The organism is Nocardia sp. NPDC058658, assembly GCF_042716665.1.
Classification (GTDB): domain Bacteria; phylum Actinomycetota; class Actinomycetes; order Mycobacteriales; family Mycobacteriaceae; genus Nocardia.
On the sequence record NZ_JBHXRR010000006.1, the window covers coordinates 129,338 to 150,811 of the forward strand.

General features: G+C 66.6%; 20 protein-coding genes. 12 read left to right on the forward strand and 8 right to left on the reverse strand.

What is annotated here, in order from left to right; all coding sequences use genetic code 11:
• Complete coding sequence (locus ACFWUP_RS12315) at positions 1-1,281, reverse strand: type II toxin-antitoxin system HipA family toxin (protein ID WP_379233520.1); 1,281 nt, start codon at positions 1,279-1,281, stop codon at positions 1-3.
• The gene (locus ACFWUP_RS12320; protein WP_379233522.1) at positions 1,278-1,571 is read right to left on the reverse strand and encodes a helix-turn-helix domain-containing protein; all 294 of its coding nucleotides are present in this window, start codon (positions 1,569-1,571) and stop codon (positions 1,278-1,280) included. The genes ACFWUP_RS12315 and ACFWUP_RS12320 overlap by 4 nt, the downstream gene beginning before the upstream one ends.
• A gap of 210 nt (positions 1,572-1,781) precedes the next feature.
• Here ACFWUP_RS12320 and ACFWUP_RS12325 point away from each other — a divergent pair, with 210 nt between their 5' ends.
• Together ACFWUP_RS12325 and ACFWUP_RS12330 are read left to right on the forward strand one after the other, a co-directional pair.
• Positions 1,782-3,491 (forward strand): PQQ-binding-like beta-propeller repeat protein, encoded by a 1,710-nt coding sequence (locus ACFWUP_RS12325; protein ID WP_379233524.1) that lies wholly within the window; start codon positions 1,782-1,784, stop codon positions 3,489-3,491.
• A gap of 133 nt (positions 3,492-3,624) precedes the next feature.
• Complete coding sequence (locus tag ACFWUP_RS12330; RefSeq protein WP_379233526.1) at positions 3,625-4,461, forward strand: alpha/beta fold hydrolase; 837 nt, start codon at positions 3,625-3,627, stop codon at positions 4,459-4,461.
• 9 nt (positions 4,462-4,470) lie between these two features.
• On the opposite strand, the gene ACFWUP_RS12335 is transcribed toward ACFWUP_RS12330, so the two are convergent.
• The gene (locus tag ACFWUP_RS12335) at positions 4,471-5,685 is read right to left on the reverse strand and encodes a hypothetical protein (RefSeq protein ID WP_379233528.1); all 1,215 of its coding nucleotides are present in this window, start codon (positions 5,683-5,685) and stop codon (positions 4,471-4,473) included.
• An 82-nt stretch (positions 5,686-5,767) separates the two neighbouring features.
• Here ACFWUP_RS12335 and ACFWUP_RS12340 point away from each other — a divergent pair, with 82 nt between their 5' ends.
• Complete coding sequence (locus ACFWUP_RS12340; RefSeq protein ID WP_379233530.1) at positions 5,768-6,547, forward strand: glycosyltransferase; 780 nt, start codon at positions 5,768-5,770, stop codon at positions 6,545-6,547.
• On the opposite strand, the gene ACFWUP_RS12345 is transcribed toward ACFWUP_RS12340, so the two are convergent.
• Positions 6,536-7,228: a TetR/AcrR family transcriptional regulator gene (locus tag ACFWUP_RS12345; RefSeq protein WP_379233532.1), complete on the reverse strand. Its 693-nt coding sequence runs from the start codon at positions 7,226-7,228 to the stop codon at positions 6,536-6,538. The two genes, ACFWUP_RS12340 and ACFWUP_RS12345, sit on opposite strands and share 12 nt — an antisense overlap.
• 95 nt (positions 7,229-7,323) lie before the next feature.
• On the opposite strand from ACFWUP_RS12345, the gene ACFWUP_RS12350 reads away from it, so the two are divergent.
• Genes ACFWUP_RS12350 through ACFWUP_RS12360 form a run of 3 tightly spaced genes read left to right on the forward strand, consistent with a single transcriptional unit; the run spans position 7,324 to position 10,610 of the window.
• Positions 7,324-7,800 carry a lipase family protein gene (locus tag ACFWUP_RS12350; protein WP_379233534.1) on the forward strand — a complete coding sequence of 159 codons (477 nt, stop codon included), beginning with the start codon at positions 7,324-7,326 and terminating at the stop codon, positions 7,798-7,800.
• Positions 7,794-9,032: a lipase family protein gene (locus ACFWUP_RS12355; protein WP_379233536.1), complete on the forward strand. Its 1,239-nt coding sequence runs from the start codon at positions 7,794-7,796 to the stop codon at positions 9,030-9,032. The genes ACFWUP_RS12350 and ACFWUP_RS12355 overlap by 7 nt, the downstream gene beginning before the upstream one ends.
• Positions 9,033-9,044: 12 nt before the next feature.
• Positions 9,045-10,610 (forward strand): AMP-binding protein, encoded by a 1,566-nt coding sequence (locus ACFWUP_RS12360; protein WP_379233538.1) that lies wholly within the window; start codon positions 9,045-9,047, stop codon positions 10,608-10,610.
• Positions 10,611-10,645: 35 nt separating this feature from the next.
• On the opposite strand, the gene ACFWUP_RS12365 is transcribed toward ACFWUP_RS12360, so the two are convergent.
• The gene (locus tag ACFWUP_RS12365; protein ID WP_379233540.1) at positions 10,646-11,599 is read right to left on the reverse strand and encodes an SDR family NAD(P)-dependent oxidoreductase; all 954 of its coding nucleotides are present in this window, start codon (positions 11,597-11,599) and stop codon (positions 10,646-10,648) included.
• 129 nt (positions 11,600-11,728) lie between these two features.
• Here ACFWUP_RS12365 and ACFWUP_RS12370 point away from each other — a divergent pair, with 129 nt between their 5' ends.
• From ACFWUP_RS12370 to ACFWUP_RS12380, 3 genes are all read left to right on the forward strand, one after another.
• On the forward strand, positions 11,729-12,847 hold the full coding sequence (locus ACFWUP_RS12370) for a sensor histidine kinase (RefSeq protein ID WP_379233542.1): 1,119 nt from the start codon (positions 11,729-11,731) through the stop codon (positions 12,845-12,847).
• On the forward strand, positions 12,844-13,485 hold the full coding sequence (locus ACFWUP_RS12375) for a response regulator (RefSeq protein WP_379233544.1): 642 nt from the start codon (positions 12,844-12,846) through the stop codon (positions 13,483-13,485). The genes ACFWUP_RS12370 and ACFWUP_RS12375 overlap by 4 nt, the downstream gene beginning before the upstream one ends.
• A 73-nt stretch (positions 13,486-13,558) precedes the next feature.
• Positions 13,559-13,963, forward strand: coding sequence for a hypothetical protein (locus ACFWUP_RS12380; protein WP_379233546.1), 405 nt, complete (start codon positions 13,559-13,561; stop codon positions 13,961-13,963).
• On the opposite strand, the gene ACFWUP_RS12385 is transcribed toward ACFWUP_RS12380, so the two are convergent.
• Entirely contained in the window at positions 13,964-15,121 is a 1,158-nt protein-coding gene (locus ACFWUP_RS12385) for an epoxide hydrolase family protein (RefSeq protein WP_379233547.1), read from the reverse strand.
• A gap of 170 nt (positions 15,122-15,291) precedes the next feature.
• A complete protein-coding gene (nrdF, locus tag ACFWUP_RS12390; protein WP_379233549.1) occupies positions 15,292-16,254 on the reverse strand; it encodes a class 1b ribonucleoside-diphosphate reductase subunit beta in 963 nt (320 codons plus the stop codon).
• A gap of 404 nt (positions 16,255-16,658) precedes the next feature.
• Here nrdF and ACFWUP_RS12395 point away from each other — a divergent pair, with 404 nt between their 5' ends.
• The 3 genes from ACFWUP_RS12395 to ACFWUP_RS12405 all read left to right on the forward strand — a co-directional run bounded on the left by ACFWUP_RS12395 (position 16,659) and on the right by ACFWUP_RS12405 (position 19,680).
• Positions 16,659-17,627: a hypothetical protein gene (locus tag ACFWUP_RS12395; RefSeq protein ID WP_379233551.1), complete on the forward strand. Its 969-nt coding sequence runs from the start codon at positions 16,659-16,661 to the stop codon at positions 17,625-17,627.
• Between the two features lie 25 nt (positions 17,628-17,652).
• Positions 17,653-18,588, forward strand: a complete 936-nt coding sequence (locus ACFWUP_RS12400; protein WP_379233553.1) for a hypothetical protein — start codon at positions 17,653-17,655, stop codon at positions 18,586-18,588.
• A gap of 111 nt (positions 18,589-18,699) precedes the next feature.
• Positions 18,700-19,680 carry a peptidase gene (locus ACFWUP_RS12405; RefSeq protein ID WP_379233555.1) on the forward strand — a complete coding sequence of 327 codons (981 nt, stop codon included), beginning with the start codon at positions 18,700-18,702 and terminating at the stop codon, positions 19,678-19,680.
• On the opposite strand, the gene mgtE is transcribed toward ACFWUP_RS12405, so the two are convergent.
• The gene (mgtE, locus tag ACFWUP_RS12410; protein WP_379233557.1) at positions 19,677-21,125 is read right to left on the reverse strand and encodes a magnesium transporter; all 1,449 of its coding nucleotides are present in this window, start codon (positions 21,123-21,125) and stop codon (positions 19,677-19,679) included. The genes ACFWUP_RS12405 and mgtE overlap by 4 nt on opposite strands.
• Positions 21,126-21,474: the final 349 nt, after the last annotated feature.

Sequence of the window (21,474 nt, forward strand, 5' to 3'; positions counted from 1 at the left end):
TCAGCGCTGACGTCGCGGTCTCGACAGCCTGCCGATCCACCGCTCAGCATTTTCGAGGAGTCGGGTGATGGTCGGGCTGTTGTAGCGGGCGATGTCGTCGCACTGGGTCGCATCGGTCATCGCATCCATCAACCCGTTGGACTGGCGGTCGATCTCCTCGCGCAGCCAGTCGGGCTCGACGTGGACAGCGGGCGCGAATCGAGCCCAGTCGGTCATCGCGATCTGTTCGGCACGGTACGTCTGGTTCACGCTCATGGACAGATCGTTGCCCGAGCCATCGGAAAACGCGAGATGGGAGTTCAGGTCGTAAAGCGGTGCGAGTCGGACCGATTCACCGCTGAGCAACAGCGAATAGTTTCGCGCGTGCGCGTCCGTGCCACAGATGAGCCAGTTGAAGACGAGTGCCTGGGCGAAACGGCGGTTGTCCTCCTCCGGACGGTGGCTGCTGGCTCTGATGAGGTCGGCAATCATCTCGGCACCGGGTCCACCCTGACTTTGATACTTGCGAGTCGGCCAGATCGCCATCGCTTGGCACATGTCCTCCTGATGGACGCGCTGCCACTGGTCGTTGCGCCGGATCCGGTCGTAGCGGGCGACCACGATGCCGCGCTCGTCATCGAACTCCTCGATGACACAAGACGCGGTGCGCAGTCCGAGGGCGGCCGCAGTACGTAGCGTGACCGCCTCGGCCAGATCTTGGTCGAGCATCGCGGGAATCGGGGGTTTGATGATGTGCGTCGACGGGATGGCACCGACCGGGTCGCTCCAGCCGTCATCGGTGCGATGCAGGGCGATCTTCGCCTGGGCACCGGCGAGGGAGAACTTGCCGGACGAGTCGTCAGTGCCCGATATCGGGAGGTCGGCCTTCGCTCGGCGCAGCATTTCCGCGATCTGGCTCGATCCCAGCTCGGCGAGTTCGCCCTGCCGTTCTTGGATGAAGTCGAGTCGGTCGGGTCGGACGAACTGGGCGGCGCCTGCGACATCCTCGCCGACGTGCCGCAGTAGCGAGAAGGAACTGTTGTCGTCGGCGATGCCGAATCGACGACGCCACTGGCGCAAGGTTTCCGGGCGGTCCGGAAGCAGGCCTTCCAACCAAGGCGCCAGGACGCTCTCCCGATAGCGGCCAGTGGGGCCTTGCATCGACACAGACAAGGGAGTGAATCGACCGGACGGATGATCCGCGTAACGGAGCCTCATCCTGCGTCGACTGGAACGCTGGATATCACCGATCACGCGGCCGTTCATCACCACGTAGAGGACATGATCGTCCGAGCCCGTCATCGCTGTGTGCCGTCGACGATGGAGTCGAGATCGATGGGTTCATCATCGCCGGGGGGCCAGACCAGGTCCGGTCGACGGGAGAGTTTCACGGATACACCGAGGGCGGCGATCACGCGCATGACCATATCCAGCGGGGCGGAGGGCTTCTGCCCCGCCTCGAATGCATTGAGCCATTGGCGACCGACACCGGCAATCGAGGCCAGGGCCTGCTGAGTCATGTCCTCGACAATTCTCGCCTCGCGCAAGGCAGGGCCGAGATCCTCCGCTCGAGAAACCGCAACTGTCGCCATATGACGACATTACCACTTGTCGCTATACGGCGACAACGACACTCAACTGGCGGACCCCCACGTCAGGCACGGTGAGCTGAGCCGACCATCGGCGACGGTGCTGACGAGGGGAAATAAGTCGGTGCCATCAGATAGGCTCGGCGCACGCTGCGGACGGAGTCTGCCGAGAATCTGTCCTGGGGTGCGGCGTGTGACCGATCCGGGGGGAACATGTCCGACGAGCCGTCAATCGAACGCGCCGAGTCCACGCCGAGCCGACTGATCACGGTGGCAGGCGTGGCCGGCGCGGTCTTGCTGCTGGGCGGTATCGCGGCAGCCCTCTACAGCCAATTCTTCGCCGCACCGATTCCCGTGCCGTCGGACGAACCCGACAGCAGCCAATTCCCCGCGCGAATCGTCTGGGGCACCCTCATCATTGGCGTCGTTGTCGCCGTGATCAGCGGTTTCATCATCGTGCGCGGCCGCCGACCGGACCCGGGGGCCGACGGCGCGACGGCGGCCGGCGTGCTCGCGCTGCTGTTGATACTGACGGGCGCAGGCGTATTCACCATTTTGGAGCACATTCCGTCGACCTATGGCCGGCTCACGTCGACTTTCGTGGTCACGTCCCGCTTGCCGTTCGCGATCGCCGGGCTGATCCTGGTGCTCGGCGGGGCGATCTCGATATTCACCCTGGCATCGAAACCGCGCGCGCTGATGATGTCTCGTCCGGTGATCGCGATCGGATTGTCGCTGGGCGTGGTGCTGTGCACGAGTATCACGGGGTTCGCGCTGCGGGCGGGCAACGACGGGCGCAATATCGACCATGTCCAAGCGCGGGACATCTCCGTGCCGGTAGTGCCCGCCACGATCGGCGCCGAGAAATTCCGGATTTCGATTCCGGCTACCCGTCTACGCAACGCCGTCATCACCGCCGGTGCGGGGTTCGTCGTCTCGACCGAGCACGGGATCACTGCCTACGACGGCGCGACCGGGGCCGAACGCTGGCACTATCGCCGAGTATCGGGCGCCGTGCGGAATCTGCCGCAAGAAACTCGGTCATTCGAGACCGAACGCGTCGTCCTCACCTTTTGGGACAACCGTGGCTGGATGGCATTCGACTCGTTCACCGGCGAAATACTGTGGAGTGAGAGCGATTTCAACCGGAGGCCCTTCGAGGACCGCTTCGGCCCGATCCCCGGCCCATTACTGATCACCAGCAGCGACACGAACGAGCTTTCCCGCTTCGATGCCCGCACGGGGCGTCGGTTGTGGACTGCTCCTGCCGCACCAAAGGACTGCCGATCAATATCCAGTACCGAGGCGATCATCACCACACGCATCTATCGAATGTTCGTGTGTACGGGAGATTCCACGACCATCGAGGTCACAACGTGGGATCCGGGTTCGGGCTCGATGACCGACCGCCGCACGATAGCGGCACCCGGCGCCCGGTATCTCAGCCCCACCCGCACGGTCTCCTTCGAGGACGGGTTCGTCTCGTTCAGTTGGTCCCAAGACGGCGGCGAACATCAGCTGTGGCTGCGACCGGCCACTGACATCAACATCGCCGAGATCAACCGGTCCCGAGACGATGTCGTCGCGACCGGCGGATCAGGCGGTCAGATCCTCGTCGACGGGCGAGGCGCGACGTTCGATATCGTCGACATCGACGGCCGGAACGATCCCATCGCGCTCAGCGGCGTCTCCACCATCCTGAATCCGATATTCGTGGCCGATCGGATCGTCGGGCTGGGCACCATCCCTGATCAGTACGTGGTGCAGACGTGGAATCCCGCCACCGGCGCCATCGACGCGACCGTGCCGATCGGTCCGATGCCCGACATCCGCGATCTACGGCTGATTCGTGCGCCTGGTTCCCTGTTGGTGATCTCGCCTCATCGCGACACCGGTACCGTCGATATCATCGGCCTGGGATGACACGAACAACTGCTATCCGCTCGGATCGTGCGATATCCGCCCGGCCGGCACCGCACTGGTGAAAGATTGCAGTACCTCTGGGGGGAACGTCGGAGGCAACCCACCGCCCGACATCTAGTGAGCGAGTTCGACCATGCTTGTGCACCGCGACCACGCCGACATCCACTTCACCGATACCGGTGCGGGCCGACCGGTTGTGCTGTCTCATGGGTTCCTGATGGACGGAACCATGTTCGATCGCACGCGAGATGCGTTCGTGGAAAACGGTTTTCGTGTCATCACTGTTGATGCTCGCGGTTTCGGCGGGACCGAAACCGATCCCACCAGATCGTTCACCTACTGGGATCTCGCCGACGACATCGCCGCTGTCCTCGATCACCTCGCCATCCCCGGCCCGGTCACCCTCGGCGGGATGAGCCAGGGCGGCTACACCTCGCTCCGCTTCGCCCTGCGCTATCCCGACCGCACCAAAGCCCTGATCCTGGCCTCGACCGCGGCGCGCGCCAACACCGCTGACGAGACCGCGCAGTACCGTGCCATGGCCGGCGCCTGGACCGATCCGCAGGCGCTGCTGGAACCGCAGGCCCGCGCACTCGCGCCGCTGCTCATCGGCGGTCTTCCCGAAGACCAGGAACCCTGGATCACTCGCTGGCTGAGCGACCCCCACCGCACCCGCACCACCGCATCATGGGAAACGCTCGCTACCCGCGACGAAATCACACACCGGCTCCACGAAATCGATTGCCCCGCGTTGGTTTTGCGCGGTCATGCCGACCAAGCGGGCGGCACCGCCGATGACGCTTCAGCGCTGGCCGAGCGCCTCCCCGGCGCGGCGGGCGTCTCCTCGGTGATCGCGGGCCCGACCGCGGGCCACGGCGTGTGGTGGACCCATCCTCGAGCCGTCGCCCACTGCACCCTCGCATTTCTCCACACCCTGAACACGACCGAACAATCGAGAGCCTCGGCTTGATGACGAGCCCTACTCTCGCGCAGGTCTCGACAGCCGGTGCACGATGGCCCACGTTCCCCCGACCACCAGCAGCGCGAACAGCAGCAGGCCGCCGCCGAACGAGGCGATGATCCATAGGCGGCCGCCGAGGGACAGGTTGCCGTTGAGGGAGATGTTGAGGGAGCCGACGGCGAAGGCGATGATCGCGGCGAAGATCGAGACGCCTTCGATCACCTTGACCACCGAACCACGCACCGTCTCAGCGAGTTTCGCGATCTCGTCTTTGATTCGCTCGGCATCCTCACGTTCGGCCGCTGCTCGGCGCGCCTGCACTCGGGCAACCTCGATCGCCTCGCGGCGGGCGAGGTACTGGCCCTGCAGCAGTTCGTGACTGACACGCCAGCCGATGGCGGGCAGCAGTCGCAGTGCGGTGTCGATGCTGACGAGTGCGTCGTCGTGCTCGCCGCACATCAGTCGACCCGCGGCCAGGCGGTAGTGCAGGATGTGACTGTCTGGGTACAGGGCGACCGCCTCGGTGGCACGATCACGCAGCAGGACACCGAGACCGTCGAACTCCACGCTGAGCGCCAGGCCGTTCAGCGCGACATCGACTGCGGCATAGGTTCGTTCGGGATCGGTCCACACTTTGTCGAACAGCTCACGCGCGTATTCGGCGGTGGCGCGCCTGCTCCCGAACGCCGCGAATGCGCGTAATGCCCTGAACAACACCGAATCCCGATGCGGTCCGGCCGCCATCGCCAGTGGTGAGGCGTCGAGGAACAGCGCCAGTTCGTCGAAGTAGAGGTCGGCGCGCAACTTTCCGGCGTGGTACAACGTCGCGAAATACGCTTTGTTGCAGGAACTGTCGTCAGCGGCGACGATGTCGCCGGTGGCATCGGCGATCTCGCCGGCCGACTCCACCGAGTCGCGGGTGATGAACGCGTAACCCAGCGCCCACTTCTCCCGAATCGGCTCGTGTACTGCCGCGGCGACGTGCTCGGCCAACCAGGCCGCGCAGGCGACCGCGGTGACCAGGGTCGGTTCGTCCCGAAACCTGTGGTTCCAATAGCGGTCGGCACAGATCAGGAACGGATCGCGCTCGAAATCGGCTGAGTTCACATCGAATTGCGGCTCCACCTGCTCGCGCACGTAGCTGCTCGCGATGCGATCGCAACGACGTTCCAGCTCACGGGAGTTCGCCGCGGCCAATCCACCGAGTGTCGACTCGATCAGCGCGTGATCCATGAAGCTCCCCTGCCTGTCACCGCACCCGAATGATCAATGTCACTGACTACCACAGGGTTCGGTGTCGCGTCGACATGGCACAGTGACCGATGTGGAGATCGCGGTGCTGACGGCGGTACACGCCGGGTACGCCCGCTACCTACCCGCCGCGTGGGCATCGCTGTGCGCGCAGACACACCCGGACTGGTCCTGGTATCTCCAAGTCGACGGCGAACGGACCCTCGACTTGATCGCGACCCTGACCGATTGCGGCGCATTGGATGATCCTCGACTTCGCTTGGCGTTCAACGGAACCCGCGAGGGCGCGGCGATCACCCGCAATGTCGCCCTCGCGCGGATCACCGCCACTCTCGTGCAGAATCTCGATGCCGACGACGAACTCGAGCCGACCGCCCTGTCCACACTGGCCGCGGCCCTCGACGCCGAACCCGATGCCGGGTTCGCGGTGGGACCGGCTCGCGACCTGCTCCGGTCGGGTGAACTACGTTCCTTCCCCTGGGTGTTCCCCACCGGAAAACTCGACCGTGGCGCACTGCTCGATGCCTGGGTGACCACCCCGACCAACTACCGACTGCCCGTCCACCCCGCCGGGGTGCTGTGGCGGCGAGCACTTCTGCTCGCGGTCGGCGGCTGGGCCGCACTGCGCGGGATGGAAGACACCGCCTTGCTCATGTCGGCCAACGCCGTGGCACCGGGCGTTATCGTCGACTCGCCCACCCTGCGCTATCGCAAGCATCCGCTGCAGCACTCGTCCGAACCCTCAATCTTCGAGGGGGGGGGGGGGGAGCAGATATCGCTTATTCGAGAACGTGCGGCTACCCTGCTGGCCGGACCGGGCTGGATAGCACCCTCAGCCCGCTGAGCGCCGCCCAGCAGCCGCCAAACCCCAGTGCACGATGTCGGCGAACGCCATGAGATCCCTGATCAGCGTGTCGATTTCACCCGAAGTACCGGCATCGGTGTGATGTAGCCAGTCGGCGACGGTGTCGAACAGACCGCCGATGGTCGATACCGCCAACGCGTGCAGATCGATATCGATTCCACCCTCGGGAACGAATCCGTTTTCGCGCCACAGGGTTTCGAGGAACTGGGCGGCCCAGCGACGATTGGTGCGGCGCTGTTTCTCCACGTTGGCCGAAATGCCGCTGGCCTCACCGAAAGTCACCTTCGCCACGCGTGGGTCGTCGACGAGTGAGTGGGCGAAGGCGGAGATGACGACCGAGACCAGTTCGTCGCGCTCGCCCGAGGATTCGAGCAGTGCGGCGGCGACCGCCTCCTGCGAGCGGTCGCTGAGCTGTTGCAGAAGGGCTAGATAGCAGGCCTCTTTGCTGTCGAAGAGTTCGTAGAAGGCTTTGTTGCCGACGAAGGCGGTCTGGCAGATCTGTTCGATCGCGGTGTTGACGTACCCGTCTTCGGCGATCAGTTCGAACGCGGCCGCCAGGATCTGATCACGCCTGCGGGCTTTGCGCTGCTCGGCGTCCAAACCCTGGATCCGGCGACCGCCTGCGGATCGGGGCTGCGCGCTCTTGGAGATCGACGTCACGCAGCTCAGCATACCGATCATTCAATTGAAACAAGAGTTCTTGTTTCTAATAAGACGTCGTGCTGTAATCAGCATCACCTACTGAAGGAGTTGCCATGCAGCGCCGCACGGCCACCACCACCCTCCCCGAACTGCCGAGCGAGTCGCAGGACACTCTGAGCGCCGGGATTCAGAAGGAGATCAGCCTGCTCGGCCAGTTCATGGCGGCGGGCGCGGCGGTGGCCGTCACCGATTTCGACGGCAAGAAGAACACGATCATGTCGCCGTCGGAGGGCCGGATGGTCCTGGACGGTATCCGTGCGGCCAAGCGCGGCGGGCTGGGACTCGAGGCGTCGCCTGTGGGTCTGTGGGGCTATTCCGGCGGCGGTAATTCGTCGGCGTCGGCGGCATTGAATGCCGAACTGGCGATCGACAACATCGCCCGCACCTATTGTGAGCGCGGCGTGCACCTGCGGATGTTCGAAGTCCCTGCGACCGAACACATCAGCGCCGAGATCGTTCCCGAGTTGGGCACTGTCGCCTGGCTGCTCGCCGTCACCGCGGGTGCTGATGCCGGGCCGCGGGCATGTTGAGCGCATTGCGTCGCGGGGCGCTGATCGTTGTCGCGTTGTTCGCCGTCACGGCCACCCCCGCTGTCGCGCAGGTGCTGCCCAGCGAGCCGCAGGTGTACGACCTGCTGCCACTGCAGAATCCGCGCGACGACCCGTGGTATTCGGCACCGGACGATCTCGCGGAGCTGACCAACGGCCAGATCGTGCGCACCAGGGACATCCAGTCCTACGCCCTCGGTCTCCCGATTCCCGTCGCCACCCGTCAGATCCTCTACCGCAGCAGTGACTCTCGCGGCAATCCCCTGGTCACCGCGATGACCGTGCTCACGCCTGGCATTCCGTGGGTAGGTAGTCCCCGTCCGCTGGTTTCGTACCAGGAGGCGATCGATTCCCTTGCGCCCGTCTGCAATCCGTCTTACACGCTGCGGTCGGGGACGTTCAAGGAGATCGCGGTCATCCAGTACTTCCTCGAGCAGGGTATGGCGGTGACCATCCCCGACTTCGACGGCCAGCACAATTTCTGGCTGACTCCAGCCGAAGGTCACATGGTGCTCGACGGAATCCGGGCCGCGAAGTCGGATCCCACATTGGGACTGGCTGATTCAGGCGTCGGCCTCTACGGATATTCCGGCGGCGGTAGCGCGAGCACCTGGGCGGCGGAACTGCACGCCGCCTACGCGCCCGAGTTGGCCATCCGCGGTGTCGCGGCGGGTGGGGTGCCGTCGGAGAAGCGAGCGATCGTCGAGGTCGGGGCCAGGCGAGAGCTCAACCTCACCAGTTGGGGTGTGTGGACCGTGCTGCTCGCGCTGTCGCGGGAGTTCCCCGATGTGGTGAACCTGAGCGAGCTCGTCACCGACGAGGGCCTCGACATTCTGCGCGACCTGGAAAATCGCTGCGTGTACACGATCGGCGCCACCGGCACCTTGAAGCAGATCGTCAACTACCTGAAAGATCCTGCCGCACTGCAGGACCCGCGCCTGCTCGCCCTGCTCGAGGACACCACGCCCGGACGCGACGACACCCCGCCGCGCATGCCGTTGCTGATGTGGCATTCCACGACCGACGAGATCCTGCCCTACGAAACCACCGCCGGACCGCTGATCGACCGGTACTGCCGCACCGGCGCCGACCTGCGTTTCCTGCCGATCCCACTGTCGGAGCACTTCATCGCCGCCGTCACCGGCATCCCCGCCGCGATGGGCTGGCTGAGCCTGCAGCTACGCGGCGGCCCCACTCTCCCCCGTACCTGCTGACCAGGAGAAATCATGAACATCTCCACCCTCGCGCACACCGCGCGGACCTCGCTGCGCCAGATCCGCGTCATGCAGCGGGCAGGGATCATCGACCTGCGCAATCCACCCCAGGTCGTGCGTACCGCCGCCACGATGCGCGCCTATGGCCCCATCGCGGGCGGTATCCGCACGTCCGCGCGACGAACCCCCGACCGGATCGCCCTCGTCGACGGTGAGCGGCGAATCTCCTACCGCGAACTCGATGCCCGCACCGACGCGATCGCCGCCCACTGGCACGCTGCCGGATTCGATGCCGACGACACCATCGGTGTGCTCTGCCCTGATGGTGCGCGGCTGGTCGAAACCATGGTTGCCGCAGCGAAACTCGGCGCCCGGCTGGTGCTGCTCAATACCGGCTTCGCGGCGGCACAGTTGCGTGACGTGCTGGCCAGGGAAGAGGTTCGTGCCCTGGTTCTCGACCCGAGTCTGTCCGCGCTGGCCGAGGATCTGCCCGACGATATCGCGCTGCTGGAAGCGGACGCCTCGCCCGGTGGCAAACCCCTCCCCGCGCCGACTGAACAAGCGGGGTTCGTGCTGCTCACCGGCGGCACGACCGGCACTCCGAAGGGTGCGCCGCGTCGCGTCGAATCACCCTTGGCCGCAGCGCAATTCGTTGACCGGGTGCCGTTGCGCCGGGGCCAGACCGTGCTGCTGTGCGCGCCACTGTTCCACGGCACCGCCCTGTCCCAGTTCATCGTGTCACTGAATCTGGGGTCGACGATCGTGTTGCACGGCAGGTTCGACGCCGCCCGTGCGCTGGCCCAGATCGCCGAGCATCGTGCCGACATGGTGGTGCTGGTCCCGACGATGCTGCGCCGGATTCTCGATCTCGGACCGGATGTGTTGTCCGCCAACGACACCACCTCGCTGCGGATCGTCTTCACCGCGGGTGCCGCACTGCCGTCGTCGCTGGGTACGCGGGCCATCGAGGGCTTCGGCCCGGTGATCTACAACTTCTACGGCTGCACCGAAACCGGCACCGCCACCATCGCCACCCCGCAGGACTGGATCGCCGCCCCCGGAACCGTGGGTAAGGCGCCGGTCGGTATCACCGTCGCGCTCTACGACGGCGACACCCTCGTCACCGAACCCGGCACGGTGGGCACCGTCCACGTCGGCAACTCCATCGCCATCGCCGGCTACTCGAGCGGCGGTGGCAAACAGATTCGCGGCGGCCTGATGAGCACCGGCGATCTCGGCCATTTCGACACCGGGGGAAGACTTTTCATCGACGGTCGCGATGACGACATGATCGTCTCCGGCGGCGAGAACGTCTTCCCCGGCGAGATCGAGGACCTGCTCTACACGCACCCTTCGATCACCGAAGCGGCCGTGATCGGCGTCCCCGACGAGGAATTCGGCCAGCGGCTCGCCGCGTTCGTCGTCGCGGCGGCCGACCTCGACGCCGACACCGTCCGCGCCTACGTGAAAACCCACCTCGCCCGCTTCAAAGCCCCCCGCGACGTGCTGTTCGTCGACGACCTCCCCCGCACCCCGACCGGCAAGATCGACCGTCGCGGTCTGGCCGCACTGCGCTGAACGCCATCGACGGTGGTGGCGAGGGGTCGCCACCGTCAGGCGTGGGCGGTTTTCCCACCGTCGATCACCAACTGGGCGCCCGTCAGATACGGGTGCTCGGGTGAGGCAAGGGTCAAGGCGAACGCCGCGATCTCCTCAGGAGTCGCCAACCGGCCCAGACCCGGCACATTGCTCGACGCCCACTGTTTCATGGCGACCCGGTACGCGTCGTCGGGAAGGCCGCCGATGGGGCTGAGGCCGCGCACGAGTTCGGTGTCTGTGGTGCCGGGGACCAGCGCGTTCACCCGGATGCCGTCGGCCGCGTAGTCCAGTGCCGCACCCTGTACCAGGCCGACCAGTGCCCGCTTGCTCGCGGTGTAGGCGCCCCGATTGGCGTCGGTGGCCAGCGCATTGCTCGACGAGGTGACGACGATGACCCCGCCGCCCCGGCGAAGCAGGTGTGGCACTTGGTATTTCATGGCGAGGAAGACGCCGCGCAGGTTGGTGTCGAGCACCCGGTCGAATTCCTCGGCGGTGTATTCGTGCAGTTTGCGCTGCACGCTGATCCCGGCATTGTCGAAGGCGATGTCGAGGCCGCCGTGGGTATCGGCGGCGGTGTCGACGAAAGCCCGCACCTGCTGCTCGTCGCGCACATCGGCCGCGATGAACGTGGCGTCGCCCCCAGCACTTCTGATCTGCGCTTCCACCGCGCGGCCGCGATCCACCCGGCGACCACAGAACGCGACGCGCGCGCCTTCCGCGGCGAACAACCGCGCGGCGGCGGCACCGATGCCGGAGGTGGCGCCGGTGATCTGCACGCACTTGCCTGCGAATCGTTCGGTCCGGCCCGGCAGTAGGGGCGGGTTGGCGCCGGACCCGAGGGCGACACCGCCCGCCAGACCGGTGGCGGCGCCGACGGCGAGCCCGCCCGCCATCATCCCGAGCATCCCGCGTCGGCTGGTGGATCGCGCTGGGCCGGAACCGGATTCGATGTTGTCGTCGTTTGTCATGGATCCAGCCTTCACGCCGGGCGCTGCGCTGACTTCCGCCTCTGGTCCGACCCGCACGGCCGCGAGCAGGAGCGCGCCTCCTCCCCAGGGAGGAAGAGCAACCGCCCGGAATCGGGGCATGATGGAACGGTGTCGGAATCACTGCTCGGTGCGCGGATGGTGCCCGTTCGGGTGACGCTGCTGGTAGGTCTTGCCGTCGGCTATCTGCTGCTGCTCGCTGATCACCCGAGCGCCACGGACTGGTTGATCGGCCTCGCCGCGGTGAGCGTCACCGCGCTCGGAGTGCGAGCGCCGCTGGTCACGTCGCTGGCCACGTCGGGGTTGCTCGCACTCGGGTTCGTGATCGGCGACAGCGGACCCGTGGTCGCCAAGATCGCTGCCGCGTTCGCGCTGACCGAGTTGACCGCCCGCCGTGGCGGCAGGCTCGCCGTGCCCGCCGCGGCCCTGCTCGTCGCGGTCTATCTGCTGCATTCGACCGGCGGCACCGCGGTCACGCTGTACCGCGCGGTGACAATGGCGTTGGTACCGGTGCTGATCGGCATCCTGCTCGGCACGGCATGGACCGCGCAGCGCAGTGCGGCGCGCACCGCTGCCGACCTGGCCGCACACCGCGAGCAGCAGATCGCCGCGGCCAGGATCGCCGAACGTACCGCCATCGCCCGCGAGCTGCACGACCTTGTCGCCCACCATGTTTCGTCGACAGTGTTGCGGGTGGGCGCGGCCAGGCACGCCTACACCGATGCACCGCCCGCCCTGTTGCAGGTGCTCGACGATGTCGATGCCACCAGCAGGGAGGCGCTCACCGATCTGCGCAAACTCGTCACCGTGCTGCGCGATCCCACGCACGAACCCTTCGTCGCGCCTTCGGTTCTGGCGCAGACTCTTGGCGAGGTCGTCGACCGCGCCCGACGCACCGGGCTCGACGTCACCGCCCGGGTGGACGACGCGGTGGCCGTCGTCGATCCGGTCTCGGCGCTGACGCTGCTGCGCCTGACCCAGGAAGGCCTGGCCAATGTCACAGGCCACGCCGGTCCACTGGCCAAGGCAGACCTGCGCGTAATCGTCGGCGACACAGTCTCGTTCGAGGTCCGCGATCGCGGTGGCGCAGCATCGTCCGGCTCCGGCACCGGGCTGGGCCTGGTCGGCCTCCGGGAACGGCTCACGCTGCTCGGCGGAACACTGGAAGCCGGTCCGCACGACGACGGCTGGCGACTCGCGGCGCGCTGGCCACTGGGAGCAGTCGCATGAGCGTGCGTGTGCTGATCGTCGACGACCAGCAGCTGGTGCGCGCGGGCGTGCGCATGCTGTGCGAGACCGCGCCCGATCTCGACGTGGTCGGCGAGGCGACCGGCGGCGCCGACGCGGTGCGTCTGGCCGCGCGCACCAGCCCGGATGTCGTCCTGATGGACCTGCGGATGCCCGGCACCGACGGCATCGCGGCCACCCGGCAGATCCTCGCCACGCGCCCCGTCACCCGAATTCTCGCCCTGACCACGTTCGACGACGACGAGCACCTCTACCCGGCCCTGCACGCGGGCATGTGTGGATTCCTCGTCAAGGATGCCCACCCCACCCAACTGCTCGACGCCATCCGCCGCGCCGCCGACGGTGACCCGGTGTTCTCCCCCGACGTGCTGCGTCGCGTCGTCGGGGCGGCCCTCGACCACCGCGCTCCACCGGCCGTCCCGGACGGTCCCGAACCGACTCCGCGCGAACGCGAAGTCCTGCGGCTGCTCGCCGACGGGCTGTCCAACGCCGAGATCGGCGCGCACCTCAACATGGGCATCACCACCGTGAAGACCCACGTCGCGAATCTGATGACCAAGACCGGCGCCGATAACCGCGTGCGGCTGGCCGTGCACGGCCTCCGCACCCTCCGGCACTGAGAAAACCGCTGGTAGCCGCCCAATTGCTACGATGGTGAGCAGCTCTTCCCGCCCAGCGCTCGAGGAGGAAAACGTGGCTCAGCATTCCGACGATCAGGTCCCGCCCGCATCTGACAACGCCGCCGATCTCGATCTGCCGTGGGCGCCCCGCGATCACAAGTGGAGCGGGCCCAAGGCCGAACACGACGCCTTGAAATGGGCTGATGGCGACGCGACCAAGATGGCAAGCATCTACCTGTATCGCAAGCCCGGCGGTAATCCGGCGACCGAGGCCGACTACAAGTTCCCGGTCGCCGACATCATCGACGGCAAACCCACGCGGGTTTTCCACGCGGTCACCAACGCCGCGTCACGCCTCGGCGAGGCACACATCTCCGAGACCGACCGCGCCACGGTCAAGCATCGGATCTCCGAGCTCTACCGGGATGCGGCGCAGGCCTTCGACGACCCGTCACTGCGGGCGCCCTGGGATCGCTGATCAGCGCAGTCCGCGAAAGAACGCGCGGATGTCGTCGACCAGCAGTTCCGGCACCTCCATCGCCGCGAAGTGGCCGCCCCGATCGAACTCCGACCAGTGCACGATGTCGGTGGCCGGGTCGGCGTAGCGCCGGATCGCGATGTCCTCGGCGAAGACCGCGACGCCGACCGGGGTGGTCAGCGGCGTGGTCTCCCAGGAGCGGAAATGGGTGGCCTCGTAGTACAGCGCGGCCGACGAACCCGCGGTGCCGGTGAGCCAGTACAGCATCACGTTGGTCAGGAGCCGATCCCGATCCACGGCATCCTCCGGCAGCCCCGCGGTCGGGAACGTCCATTCCTTGAACTTCTCCACGATCCACGCGAGCTGGCCGATCGGGGAATCGTGCAGGCCGTAGGCCACGGTCTGCGGGCGCGACGCCTGGATCTGGAAGTAGCCGTTGCCCTCGCTCTTGAACAGCGCGAGACGATCGAGCCGGGCGAGTTCGGACGAGGTCATCGTCGTCTTCTCCTCGTCGGAGACGGGGCCGAACGGGATGTAGCCGAAGGTCGCGGCGTTGACGTGCACGCCGATCACCTTGTCGCCACCCGCGCGCCCCACCTCCGGCGTGACGAACGCACCCCAGTCACCGCCCTGCGCGCCGTAGTTCTCGTACCCGAGCCTGCTCATCAACTCGACCCACGCCCTACCGATCCGGGCCGGATCCCAGCCCTCGTCGGCGACCGGGCCCGAGAAGCCGAAGCCGGGCAACGACGGGATCACCAGGTGGAAGGCGTCGGCCGGATCGCCGCCGTGGGCCGCGGGGTCGGTGAGCGGGCCGATCACATCGAGGAATTCGACGATCGACCCCGGCCAGCCGTGCGTGAGAATCAGCGGCGTGGCATCGGGATTCGCCGAACGCACGTGCAGGAAATGGATGCGCTGACCGTCGATCTCGGTGGTGAACTGCGGGAATTTGTTCAGCTCCGCCTCGGCAGCGCGCCAGTCGTAGGAGGTTCGCCAGTACTCGGCCAGCTCGCGCAGGTACGCGACCGGCACGCCGCGACTCCACTCGGCACCGGGCTGCTCCGCGGGCCAGCGCGCGTCGGTCAGCCGGGCCGCCAGGTAGTCCAGGTCGGTCTGCGCGATGTCGATGTGGAACGGGGTGATGTCGTTGCTCATGACTACAACGGTATGAGCAGACGCGGACATATTCTGTCCGCAATTGCCGACAGCGGCGAATTCGTGAAAGAGACTTCGGCGCAGCTACTTTAGCGGCAAACCCACCGCGAACGGTCCGCGACAGCGCAATGGCGGCGGAAACGCTCCGCCGCCATTGCCGTCGAGTTCGCTCAGAACTCCCAGTCCTCGTCTTCGGTGTTGATCGCCTTGCCGATGACATAGCTCGAACCCGAACCCGAGAAGAAGTCGTGGTTCTCGTCGGCGTTGGGCGACAGCGCCGACAGGATCGCCGGGTTCACCTCGCACTCGTCCTTCGGGAACAGGCCTTCGTAGCCGAGGTTCATCAGCGCCTTGTTGGCGTTGTAGCGCAGGAACTTCTTGACGTCCTCGGTGAGGCCGACCTCGTCGTAGAGGTCCTGGGTGTAGTCCACCTCGTTGTCGTAGAGCTCGAACAGCAGCTCGAAGGTGTAGTTCTTGAGCTCGTCGCGCTCGGCCTGGGTGACCTGCTCGAGGCCCTTCTGGTACTTGTAGCCGATGTAGTACCCGTGCACGGCCTCGTCGCGAATGATCAGGCGGATCATGTCGGCGGTGTTGGTGAGCTTGGCCCGCGAGGACCAGTGCATCGGCAGGTAGAAGCCGGAGTAGAACAGGAAGCTCTCCAGCAGCGTGGAGGCCACCTTGCGCTTGAGCGGGTCGTCGCCGTTGTAGTAGCCGAGGACGATCTCGGCCTTGCGCTGCAGGTTGCGGTTCTCCTCCGACCAGCGGAACGCCTCGTCGATCTCCTTGGTGGAGCACAGGGTGGAGAAGATCGAGCTGTAGCTCTTGGCGTGCACCGACTCCATGAACGCGATGTTGGTGTACACCGCCTGCTCGTGCGGGGTGATCGCGTCGGGGATCAGCGAGACCGCGCCGACGGTGCCCTGGATGGTGTCGAGCAGCGTCAGGCCGGTGAAGACCCGCATGGTGAGCTGCTTCTCGTCGGGGGTGAGGGTGTTCCAGGACGGGATGTCGTTGGACACCGGGACCTTCTCGGGCAACCAGAAGTTACCGGTCAGCCGATCCCAGACCTCGGCATCCTTCTCATCGGGCACCCGATTCCAATTGATGGCCGACGCCCGATCGATGAGCTTCATTCCGCCTCCACACCTTTCCGCCAGACCTGATGACCCGCACCTGCCGCCGCGCACGAGCCTGTTCACCCAGAACACTACTCGTAGTGGGTGACAGTCTCGGGGAGCACTACAGCTTGTGTTGCGGCGCGTAGAACCCGACCTGACCGGCCGAACACCCGCGCCACACACGCGGCCCCCATTGTGCGCCACGATCGCCGACACACCACCATCGCATCGCCAGTGATTCGCCACATGCGAACCCACGCCCGCCCCGCACAGTGAGCGTCACCACTGCCGGACCCGGTGAACAGGACCACGGTCGACGTATCCCGGCCCAGTGGAAGCCCGTGGCGGCAATTCCGGCAGACTGGCACCCGGAACCAGGGCAACAGGAGGCGGGCCTGCCCGCACAGGGGGAACTTTTCATGCCGATACGCAGCGCCGCATTTGTCGCCGCCGCCGTCACCGCCGCGGTCGTACTGGCGGGGTGCCAGGAGCAACGACCTGGCGCGACCCGTCCGCCTATCTCCTGGGCCACCGCGCCGACCAGTGACGACCAGTACCTCGCGACCATGGCCGCCGCGCGGGCGATCGACCCGTGCGCGCTGGTTCCGCGCTCAGCGCTGGATGCGATCGGCACCGTACTGAATGTCGAAGCCGACACCCCGTCTTCGTGTGCCGCCGAACTGAATTCCACCGAGTTCGGCAGCAAGACGAGTCTGAGCTGGTCGATCACTGTCAACCGGGATCCGCTGGACTCGTTCGACGGGGGCGTGGAGTCCCGGATCGGTGACGCAGTCGTCTTCGCCGAGCAAGACGAGGCCGGGCCGGAATCCGGGGTGCAGGTACATTCGTGCATGGCGACGGCCCGGTTTCCGGTCACCATCGGCCTCTTCGTCCAGATGACCACGCCCGTCGCCGACAAGCCGTGCGCCCTGCTCGACTCGATCCTGCCCGGTGCGCTCGACGTGCTCCGCAGCGCTCCGGCAATCGGCACCTCACCGGACACACCGAAAACCGTTGTCGCGGGCGCGAATCCGTGTGCGGTGCTGACACGCCTCGGCACGACGACCCCACCGACCAGACAGTTCGTGCACGGGTGCGTCTTCGAATATCAGGGCAGCAATATCGACTTGCAGTACTCGTACACCGGTGAGCGCATGGTCGTCCAGGGCGAACCGATTCTGGTCGTCAACGGCCACCCCGGCTACGACCTTCGCAGCATCACCGAAGGCTATTGGTACGGGGCCGTTCTCGGACCTGCGATGCCCTCCACCGGCAAGGCCAACTCGTTCTACGGTCCGCGCGTGCCGGTCGTCAAATTGATGGGTCGCGACCCTGCGGTATTGCGAGAAGTGCTGACCCGCACCGCCGAACTGTTCCCGGCCACCTGAACGAAGGGAATCGACCTTGCGACGGATGATCCTCTTGATCACCGCAGCGCTGACGTTGGTCGCCTGCGGGAGCGAACCCGCACCGGACTCCATGCCCAAGGGCGGATTCTGGTCCACCGCAGCGGATTCCGATCAGGCGAAGGTCACTGTCCTGCGTAAGGTCAGGGCGATCGATGTGTGCGCGCTGTTGCCCCGCGCGGCGCTGGGCAGCCTCGGGACCGTGCGCGACGTCGAGAACGTGCATCCGAATCAGTGTCGGCTCAATATCGCTGTCGACGGCCATCTCACCGGGATCGATGCGACGTGGAGTACCGGGGTGATGTTCGAGGGTGAACCGAGCATGGACGGGCCGGTGGACGACGAGTCGATGGGTGATGTGCGGGTGTTGTTCAACGACGAACCCGCGGCGTCGGCTGATCCGCAGGTGCGTGGCGCGTGTCAGGCGTGGGCGCGGTTCGAGGCGGGGGCCGATCTGTCCTTCAGTGTGCGGGCGCCGCAGGACGCGTGCGCGTCGGCGAAGACGCTGTTGCGGATCGCGTTGACCGAGTGGCGTAAGGAACCGGCGCAGGGGACCTCGCCGGACTCGGACCGGACGGTGATCACCGGGGCTGATCCGTGCGCGGTCGCGCCTGCGCTCGGTGTTCGGGTGCCGGTCGCCGATCAGGGTGTCATCACCTGCAAGGTGAGCGTCGGCGGGCGCGACGCGATCATCACCTACGACTACCTCGAGGAACGTTCCATCGTCGACAACGCTCCTGCCTTCACGGTCGGTTCCCGCCAGGTGTATCGGTTCGACACCGCGCAGGCCGAGATGGCCTCGCTGTCGGCTGTTGTCGGTCCGGGTTTGGCGCCGGGGCCGACCGACGCGCTGATCGGTCGACGCGTGCCCACCGTCTCGGTCACGGCCGATTCGGCGATCGCGGAAAAGGTCATGCGCGAAACCCTGCCGCTGGTGCGGTGACAACGTTCTGAGAACGACCTCGCCCGATGTTTGCGCGCGGGTTGCCGTCGCGGGCAGACTCGGGGGTCGGGCGCGTGTCGGGGCCCGGATCTGCCGAGGACAGGGGTGCGGATGTATCGCAGGATGGCGCTGGCCGCTGCCGCGTTGCTCGTGTGCGCCGGCTGCGGGGGCGACGACGCGGGCGACCCACCCGATTACGGGAAGTTGCCACCGCCGCCCGCACCGGTGATCCCCGCCCAACCGCCGGAATTCTGGTCGAAGGTCCCCCAGAATCAGCAGCAGCGAGACGAGGTCGCCCAGGCCACCCGCCAGGTCGACGTGTGCGCCCTGCTACCCCGCGAAACACTCGCAGGCCTCGGCGAGGTCAAGAGCGTGACCGTCGGGTTGGATTCGTGCCGGGCTGTTCTCGGCAGCGACAAAGCCGGTGAGGGCTCGACGCTGACCTGGCACGCGACCCTGTTGAGCGAGGTGTCGTCGGGCGGCAAAGGCTTCGTCCGGCCGATCGGCGACGCGACCGTGCGCACCATCCCCGACCGCGACACCGGCGAACCTCGCGCCTGCGGTGCGACCGCGCAGTTCCCCTCGAGCGCGGCCTTCTACCTCGGCCTTTCCACCCCGGGCAAGAACCCATGCACGGTCGCCGACGAACTGATTCCCGGCATGCTCGACCGCTGGCGCCAGTCGCCCCCGCAGGGCACCTCCCCCGACACCGCGCCGACGGTGCTGCTCGGCGCCGACCCGTGCACGGTCCGCACGAAACTGCCCGACACCGTCCCCGACGACGAGCAGCGCCTCACCCAATGCCTGTTCGGTTATCGCGGCGAGAAGATCACCGTGAGCTACGAATACCGGGTGCCCGACTACCTCGCCGCCAACAGCACCGAAGACCACATCGACGGCCGCACGGTGCACCGCTCGGTCTCGGTCTACGACAACACGATCCCGATCTACACCGCGGCCGTCGGCCCGGAACTGCCCGCCGAGTCCACCGCGTTCGGCAGGCGCATCCCGGTGGTGGAGGTGGTCGCCAAGACCGACGACGTCGCCAAGGACGTCATGAGCAAGGCGCTCACCTTGTTCCCGCAGCGCTAGATCCCCAACACCAGCTTGGCGGTGGTGAAGTAGATGATCAGCCCGGTCGCATCGACGAGCGTGGTCACCATCGGCGCCGACACCACCGCGGGGTCGATGCGAAACTTCTTGGCCAGCAACGGCATCGTGCCGCCGATGGTCGCCGCCCAGCCGCAGATGACCACCAGTGTGATGGCCACGACGATGGCGATCTTCGGCCCGACGAACACCGTGCCGATCAGCAGACCCGCGGCGGCCAGCATGGTGCCGAGCACCAGCCCCACCCGGCATTCACGCCAGATCACCTTGAACAGATCCGAGACGCGCACCTCGCCGACCGCCAGCGCACGCACACACGCCGTCGCCGCCTGCGCGCCCGCGTTGCCGCCCGCGCCGATCAGCAGCGGAATGAACAGCGCGAGGCTCGCGGCCTGTTCGAGGGTGGAGGCGAACATGTCGGTGACGCTCACGGTCAGCGTGGCCGCGAACAGCAGCAGCGTCAGCCACAGTGCCCGGTAGCGCGCCAGCTGGAACACCTTGGCGGCCATGTAGTGGCCCTCCCACGGCGCCGAACCGGCCTGCTTGGCGACGTCCTCGCTGTCGGCGGCCTCCAGCACTTCCATCGCGTCGTCGATGGTGAGCAGCCCGACCACGCGATCCTCGCTGTCGACGACCACCAGGTTGATGAGGTTGGTGGAACTCATCAGCCGGGCGGCCTTCTCCGCGGCATCGGTGGCGCGCACGAACGGCGGCTCGGTGACGACGAGTTCGGACACCATCGCGTCCGGGGAGTGCAGCACCAGCTCGCGCAGTTCGACGATGCCGGTGAGGCGGCGGCCGCGATCGACCACGGGCAGCGTGTAGACAGTCTCGGCGTTGCCGCCCTTGGCGCGCACACAACCCAGTGCCTGCGCGACGGTCAGATTGTCCGGCAGCGCAACGACTTCCGGCGTCATGTACATCCCGACCGAGCCCTCGGGGTAGCCGAGCAGCGTGGCCGTCATCCGGCGCTCGCGCGGGCTCAGCCCGGCCAGGACCTTCTTGGCGACCTTGGCGGGTGCTTCGTGCAGCATGCGGGCGCGGTCGTCGGGGTCCATCGCCTCGACGAGATCGCGAAAGCTCTTCTCGCGCAGGCCCTGCAGGATCTGCTGCTGGTCGACCGGCTCGAGCTCCTCGAACACGCTGAGTGCGCGCTCCTTGTCGAGCAGCCGGAAAACGACACCGGCCTGCACGGCGTCCATGCGGGCCAGCGCGTCGGCGATGACGTGCGGCGGACGGTTGTCGAGCCAGTCGAGACCGCCGCAGACGCGGTGGGTTTCGACGATATCGCGCACCGATTCGGACAGGATCTCGAGCGCCTCGGTGACCGCATGGTCCTCGACGGCCGTGCGGCGCGGCGAAATCACTTCGGGCACAACGGTTTCGGTGGGTACGTGACGGGTGGTGACGAGATCGACGTTCGACATGATCGAGTCCTCTGGCGTTTACAGCGCACACCCCTGCGGCACAGCTACAGGATGGGCGAGAAGTGGAACGAGTGACGGTGTTTCACACCGCGGGGCGTCCACCGCCGAGGCCGACACGCACCGACCGCAAGCAGGTCAGGATGTGTGGTGCGTGAGCGAAGGGGCGACGCCGCGCGGCCTTCGACTGGGGGGTTCGTTGCGCATAGCAACCCCACCTCCTCACAGTCGCCGCGGGTGATGACTCCGCGGATCGCTTGGAGTACCCACCCGGGCACACCCTTCCACTGACGAGACTACATGCCGAGCTCACACGTTTCATCTCGAGCTCGCGTACCACTGGTCACAGTGG